5 protein-coding genes are annotated in these 7,704 nt (G+C 37.9%); 3 read left to right on the plus strand and 2 right to left on the minus strand.

What is annotated here, in order from left to right:
• Positions 1 to 281 precede the first annotated feature (281 nt).
• From ACZFYI_RS12170 to ACZFYI_RS12180, 3 genes are all read left to right on the plus strand, one after another.
• Positions 282 to 1,262 (plus strand): ribonucleotide-diphosphate reductase subunit beta, encoded by a 981-nt coding sequence (locus tag ACZFYI_RS12170; RefSeq protein ID WP_462524403.1) that lies wholly within the window; start codon positions 282 to 284, stop codon positions 1,260 to 1,262.
• Between the two features lie 32 nt (positions 1,263 to 1,294).
• A complete protein-coding gene (locus ACZFYI_RS12175) occupies positions 1,295 to 3,700 on the plus strand; it encodes a ribonucleoside-diphosphate reductase subunit alpha (RefSeq protein ID WP_462524404.1) in 2,406 nt (801 codons plus the stop codon).
• 96 nt (positions 3,701 to 3,796) lie between these two features.
• Positions 3,797 to 4,264, plus strand: coding sequence for a DUF1569 domain-containing protein (locus ACZFYI_RS12180; RefSeq protein WP_462524405.1), 468 nt, complete (start codon positions 3,797 to 3,799; stop codon positions 4,262 to 4,264).
• Between the two features lie 85 nt (positions 4,265 to 4,349).
• Here the strand turns inward: ACZFYI_RS12180 and ACZFYI_RS12185 are convergent, their stop codons facing one another.
• Together ACZFYI_RS12185 and ACZFYI_RS12190 are read right to left on the minus strand one after the other, a co-directional pair.
• Positions 4,350 to 5,156, minus strand: coding sequence for a hypothetical protein (locus tag ACZFYI_RS12185; RefSeq protein WP_462524406.1), 807 nt, complete (start codon positions 5,154 to 5,156; stop codon positions 4,350 to 4,352).
• The coding region (locus tag ACZFYI_RS12190; RefSeq protein ID WP_462524407.1) for a hypothetical protein at positions 5,156 to 7,704 on the minus strand (2,549 nt) is incomplete at its 5' end. The genes ACZFYI_RS12185 and ACZFYI_RS12190, both read right to left, overlap by 1 nt.

Here is a 7,704-nt window from a genome sequence, read left to right on the forward strand (position 1 = left end):
AAAAAAAGTTTTGATGCCCCATACATCAATAATTAATTAAAGTTAAAGATTAATATTAATCATATAAACTACTGTTTTTTAATGATTTAAATATTTATTGAATTATATTCAAAAAACGAAGTGTTTAGACGTTGCGAGGGTTTTATTTTTGGAATTTGTTCATCATATTTGTTGAAGGCTGTTTCCAAAAAAATGGCCTTTTCTTTCCAGCAGTATTTTGAAAACAATATAGCCTTCTAATTCCTTAATTAAGAAGACTAACCCCAAAACATTTAAGAGTAATGCAACATTTTGAACCAATTCTCCAAGAGAACAAAAACCGCTTTGTTTTATTTCCCATCCAGCATGATGACATATGGCAATACTATAAAAAAGCCGAGGCTAGCTTTTGGACGGCCGAAGAAATTGACTTAAGCCAAGATCTAAAAGACTGGAAAAATCTCAATGACGGCGAAAGACATTTTATTTCCCACGTTTTGGCCTTTTTTGCGGCAAGCGACGGCATTGTGAATGAAAACCTTGCTGAGCATTTTGTTTCAGAAGTTCAGTACACGGAAGCGAAGTTTTTCTACGGTTTCCAGATTGCAATGGAGAATATCCACTCTGAGACATACAGTTTATTAATAGATACCTATATCAAAGACAACGTAGAAAGAGACAGGTTGCTGAATGCCATTGAACATATCGAATGTGTCAGGAAAAAAGCGGATTGGGCTTTGAGATGGATTGACAACGGTAACTTCCAGGAGAGGTTGATTGCCTTTGCCGCGGTAGAGGGAATATTTTTCTCAGGATCATTCTGTTCTATTTTCTGGATGAAAAAAAGAGGTCTGATGCCAGGTCTTACCTTCTCCAATGAATTGATTTCAAGAGATGAGGGATTGCATTGCGATTTTGCTTGCCATCTTTATACCCAACATGTGGTCAATCATTTACCAAAAGAAACAGTTTCAAGAATAATTCAGGATGCTGTATCTATTGAAAAAGAGTTTGTTACAGATGCATTACCAGTAAAACTAATCGGTATGAATTCCGATTTGATGTGCCAATACATTGAGTTTGTAGCCGACAGATTGCTTGTCGAACTTGGCTGTGCCAAGGTATGGAATAGTACCAATCCATTTGACTTTATGGACATGATTTCCCTCCAGGGAAAAACCAACTTCTTTGAGAAAAGAGTAGGTGATTACCAAAAGGCCGGGGTGATGAAGTCCAAAGAACTGGTCGATTCACCTAAGTTCTCCATCGGAGAGGATTTCTAAATTATTTCACCACCAACCCAAATCCATTTGTCATGTTAGTAATTAAAAGAGATGGCCGTCGTGAATCAGTACGGTTCGACAAAATAACCGCTAGAATTGAAAATCTTTGCTATGGTTTGGATAGCAATTATATCCATCCCATCGAAGTAGCAAAAAAGGTAATTGATGGCCTTTATGATGGTGTCACCACTACAGAACTTGATAATCTTGCAGCTGAAGTATCTGCATCCCTTACTGTAAAGCATCCTGATTATGCTATTTTGGCTGCCAGGATAGCTATTTCCAATTTACAAAAAACCACCTCGCAGTCTTTTTCAAATACCATGAAAAGACTGTACACTTATGTCAATCCAAAAACCGGCGAGAATGCAGCATTGATCGCACCCGATGTATATGGCGTAGTGAAAAACCATGCAGCAAAACTTGATGAGGCTATCGACTACAGCAGGGATTTTGATTATGACTATTTCGGCTTCAAAACTTTAGAAAAAAGCTATTTGATCCGTCTGGATAATAAGGTTGTAGAAAGGCCACAGCACATGCTGATGAGGGTAGCTGTAGGAATTCATAAAGAAGACGTCGATGCTGCCATTGAGACGTATCACCTTCTTTCCCAGAAGTGGTTTACCCATGCCACTCCTACTCTTTTCAATGCTGGAACACCAAAACCACAACTCTCTTCCTGTTTTCTGTTGACAATGAAAGATGATAGCATTGACGGGATTTATGATACCCTGAAGCAATGTGCAAAAATCTCACAATCAGCAGGAGGGATAGGACTTTCAATCCATAATGTACGTGCAAAAGGAAGCTACATCAGGGGAACGAACGGTGTTTCCAACGGAATAGTACCGATGCTAAGAAACTTTGATATGACCGCAAGGTATGTAGATCAAGGAGGAGGTAAGAGGAAAGGTAGTTTTGCTATCTATTTGGAACCTTGGCATGCTGATGTGAAAGATTTCTTGGAATTGAAGAGAAATCATGGCAAGGAAGAAATGAGAGCAAGAGATCTTTTCTATGCCATGTGGATTCCGGATCTGTTTATGAGACGCGTGGAAGAAAACGAAGATTGGTCACTCTTCTGTCCCAATGAAGCACCTGGATTAGCAGATTGTCATAGCGAAGAGTTTGAAAGACTCTATGAAAAATATGAAAGGGAAGGCCGGGCCAGAGAAGTAGTAAAAGCACAGGAACTTTGGTTTGAAATTTTGGAATCCCAGATCGAAACCGGAACTCCATACATGTTGTATAAAGATTCTGCCAACAAAAAGTCTAACCAGCAAAACCTTGGCACAATCAAATCCTCCAATCTTTGTACAGAAATTCTTGAGTTTACTTCACCAGATGAAGTCGCAGTATGTAATTTGGCATCCATCGCCCTTCCTAAATTTGTAACAACAGGACCTGATGGAAAGAAATTCTTTGACCATCAGAAGTTATATGAAATCACCAAGGTTGCCACAAGAAACCTGAATAAAGTAATTGATGTCAATTATTATCCTGTAGAAGAGGCTAGGAGATCAAATTTCAGACATAGACCAATAGGTCTTGGTATACAAGGATTGGCTGATGCCTTTATCATGCTGAGAATGCCATTCGAATCAGCCGAGGCAAAAGGTCTCAATGAAGACATCTTCGAAACCATTTACTTTGCCGCCATGGAAACTTCCATGGAATTGGCAAAAGTCTATGGCCCATATGAAACATATGAAGGATCCCCAGCTTCCAAAGGTATATTCCAATTTGATATGTGGGGAGTAACTCCAAAATCAGGTAGATGGCAATGGGATTCCCTTAAAGAACAAGTTGTCAAACATGGTGTACGAAATTCTTTGTTAGTAGCGCCTATGCCTACGGCATCCACTTCCCAAATCTTGGGAAATAATGAATGCTTTGAACCATATACCTCCAATATTTACACTAGAAGGACACTTTCCGGTGAGTTCATCATTGCCAATAAACACCTGATGAAAGACCTGATAAGCCTTGGCCTTTGGAATGACAATATGAAAAACAGGCTTATTGCAGCCAATGGATCTGTTCAAAAGCTTCCAGATGTACCACAAAACATCAAAGACCTATATAAAACTGTATGGGAAATTTCTCAAAAAATCATCATAGACATGGCAGCCGATAGAGGAGCTTATATCTGCCAGTCACAAAGTATGAATGTTTTCATGCAGGATCCAAACTTCGGGAAATTGACTTCAATGCACTTCTATGCTTGGAAAAAGGGACTGAAAACAGGAATGTACTATTTGAGATCTCAGGCAGCAACTGCGGCTATCCAGTTTACAGTAGACAAAAAAGCATTGGAGCCGGAAAAAACAGTAGTAGCCTCTACTCCAACGATGGACTTGACCAAAGGGCAAAAACAGGGTGCTATTGCATGTTCCCTTGATAATCCAGATGAGTGCGAAATGTGTGGAAGTTAAAAAAACTATAAAAAATTCGTTTGATGGGAAAAAGCGCTTGGCAATGTCAGGCGCTTTTTTTGTTAAATTACAGTTGAACTAAAATCCAGAATCGCTATGATAATTAACGGATCTCAACTCCAAGATTCTTTAACATTGCTCAAAGACGATACAGAACCTTTGTTTGGTAAAATGACAGCCCAGCATATGGTAGAGCATTTGACCATTACACTCAAATTATCTATTGGAAAAATCAAATACCCTCCTTTCACTCCAAGTGAAAGAGCACTCAAAGCCAAACAAAATCTGTTGTTCACGGATCTGGAAATGGGAATGGGTATGACACCACCTAATGATACTGGAGAGCTTATTCCTTTAAAATATCCCAATTTGGAAAAAGCCAAAGAAGCACTTCTACAGTCTTGGAATGAATTTATTGCCTATTATGAAAAAAATGATAGAGCATCCGAAGTCCATCCCAGATTCGGGTACCTCAATAAGGAGGAATGGGACAGATTTCACTTCAAGCACATGATGCACCATTTCAAGCAATTTGGGGTTTGGGCAAGTGAAGGTAAAAGTTAAAATAGTCAGCTAATTCTAATTGTATAGAAGAATCTGTCTTGCTTCTTGTGTTTTGTGTCTATTGTCTTATATGAAAATAACAACACTATCGAACATTCCTTCTCTCCGAATTCTCCAAGAACTTTTCAAATTTCTCTTTGAATTCTTCATGCTTGTATTTTCCATCTACGGCTTCACCCTGACCCATCTCTGCCGTGTTGACCAATTCAAAATAAGCTTGGGGAAATTCATCTGAATACATTTTGGGAAGCACTTCCACTTTGGATAGCCCCATATACACTGTAAATAATAGAAAAAGTGACATCAGGATGATGGACCTGTCCTTATTCCCAACAATAACCGAAATAGAAGTTGCCTTGTCAGACCCATAATGCATTTGCTTTTTCCTAAATGATACTACACCGAAAATTATCAGTAATACAAAGGCAAGGATACCGAAAACTTCAGAAAAAATGGGAAAGAATGGAATTACTGTCATAGATAAAATGTACAATATCAAACTCACGTAAAAACATAAAACCAGCATCGCCAATACCTTATTTTTAGAGTTGATTTCTTTGAATAACTGAACTGCTTTTACTCCATAAACGGCTATTAATAACCCACCTGCCAATCCGAACAATAATTCGACTAATTCAAAATGAATATAATACACCCTCAAGCCCAGAATAATAGAAATGGTAAACAACCCGATAAGTTCGCAAATAACCAAGTATTCAATTTTTGATTTATTCCTTAAAACATAAACAAACTGTGTTACAAACAACAAACCAAAAATAAAGGCAACCAACCCCATGATTTTGAAACCATAGCTGTTCTGTGCCATGGAAGCAAATCCACCCATCACCAAAAGGACAAATAACAGGTAATAATATGTGTTATATTTATTCATCAGTTTATTAAGAAATTAAAATAGATTTCAGTCCATTCCAGAAAATTGTCCAATTCTTTCCAGCGGTTATCTCCTGACTCCAGTTCCTTTCTTTTGGAAGCTTCCAACAAAATCAAGCCTCTGCATTGCAAATCCTGCGACTCTGTCAGGTTATTTGGGATTGCTATCAATGCCCTATAATAATTACCTTCCCTTGCCAATCCTGATACCAATTCATATATAGCATCGAATTTCTGTTGTTCTGGAATATCCCTTAAAATTTCACGGGCAAGACTATTGATTCTTTGACTTCCAATGGTCGATAAAACATTGATAAAGTATGGTCTACTATCCAATGGCCGAAATAGAATATTAAAATCCAAGTTTGCTGTTTTGGCAGAAACAGAATCCAAAAAAACAAATGCCTGTGGATCGGAATTGGTTTTATAAGCTCTTTTAGCCATCGCCATATATGGGAAAGCTTTTTCCGCATCACCTGGAAATCTTTCCGCCAATTCAACGGACTCCTTTATTTTCCCGTGTTGCACCAGATTAGCTGCAAGCTGGGTCATCATATTAAGAAAGAAGTTTTTTTCTAAATACTCATATTTATTGGAAGACCTGGAAATAGCCTGTTGATCGAATTTGCGATAATACTCAAATCCTTTCGCCGTATCCGCCTTATCAAATGCCCTGTTGGCCAAAATCAAATAAAACAGGTTTTTATCGACCCCTGTACCCTTGGGATGGTTCTCCAGAAAATTCAATACATGGGTTAATGTTTCATCTGAAAGTGGATACTCGTTATCTGCCGTACCCGGAGGAGGAAAGGCTTTAACTTCAAATGCTTTGGCAATCCAGAAATGTATAGTCTGTAAATCATCCCCTGTGGTGAACATTTTTGACAACAATCCTTTTCTATCCATATAGTAATAGAACATATCTGAATGGTAGTTCCAACTGAACCAACCATCCCGGTAATCTGGATAAATAAACAATTCCTTTCTGGTAGGCTGAGTTGTCCTAACCCCATCATTATAGTATGGGATAGTTGAAGCTATTTTTTCTTCTAAATAGTTGGCATCTAACTTCGAATAGTATTCAAACGCAGTGTCCAACCAAGAATCCAACAAATCCTGATTGACTTCCATTTGACGGTCAAACCAATATTTGTGGGTAAAAACAGCCTTTCTTTTAGAATTGATCGCCAATTGATAATTGCGTTCCGAGGGGTTTTTGATCTGATTGATATATAATTCATAATCCTCACTCATCTGGTCATAAACAGATCGGTCTGAAAAGAATAGATTCGGATAAATATACCCTCGATAGGACCTTAAGGCCTGAGGTTCAAGATTGGCCCAAACATATAGATGTGAAATATATCCTGACCGGATTACCGTGTTTCTATAGATCGTTATTTCGGGGTTGTCAAATGTATTGGTTGCTATCCATTTTACTAACCTCGGCGCTAAATTCCTAAACTTATATTGATACAAATACCCCAAAATATTTTGGTGATTATTAAATACCCTTCCCAATTCAAAGTACTCCCTTTGGCTATTATCAAGTAATTGTTGAAAGGCCCATTCCACTCCAATGATATCTCCTTTGCTGGCATAAAGTGAAGCCAAAGTATGGTAACCGTTGTTAAAATCCACTGGTTGTCTTCCATTTGGTTCAAAACTTCCCTTTGGATAATATCGGGAGAAAGCATTTCCTCCTTCCTCGCTTTCAGCAGGTGAAATGGTCTGAAGAACTTCATCTATTTCTTGAATATTTGCTTTGCCATCGGTAAGCCAAAGCTGAATGGCCAAATTGAGCTCAAGAGGAAGCGTTGGACTAAATTGACCTGTTGCCTTATAAAAATCCAGGACTCTATTCTTGTTTCTTTCTGTTAAATCTGAAATGATTTCTTCATTTTCTTTTGAGTGGCTATAATAATTATCTCTCATCAGAATAAGCATAAACTTATTGGTTTGAGACAAAATATAATCTGATTCAATTGAAGACTCCGGTGATTGCAGATCCTGATAAATAAAATCGACAACCAAACTCCTAATTGGTTCTTCAATATGCTTATCTACATAAATCAAAAATTTATAAGTGTCAATAGCCAAAGAAATTCTATCCTTTTGATTAATCGAATTCAAAAATGAAGTCAAATAACCTGATTCAAAACGCTCTTCTGCAAGCAGATAAATCGCCTTATCTTGGTTATTTACTTCCGGACTATTCAAAAACGTTACAGATTCCTTTCTAGCCCGCTCAATGACCCGCTCATTTGCTTTTTGCTCTGCGTCATACCAATAAAAACCGCTTAATACTATCATCACCAAAATGGCAAAAAAGGTCCCTATCCTTTGGGGACCATACTTCATAAAAGTCCGGGTAAAAATCACATTTCTACTGCTTCGCTTCAGAAACTCCTGGATCTCAGCTAAGAGTTTTTGGGCTTCCTTCGTCCTTATTTCATCATTTTCTTTGATTTCTGAATACCTTTTGATCCAACCCACGTTCGGTTTACATTCCTCATACCAGTTTTCAAAAAATGACAAGGGCCCAATTG

The sequence above is a fragment of the Aquiflexum sp. genome (assembly GCF_977115555.1).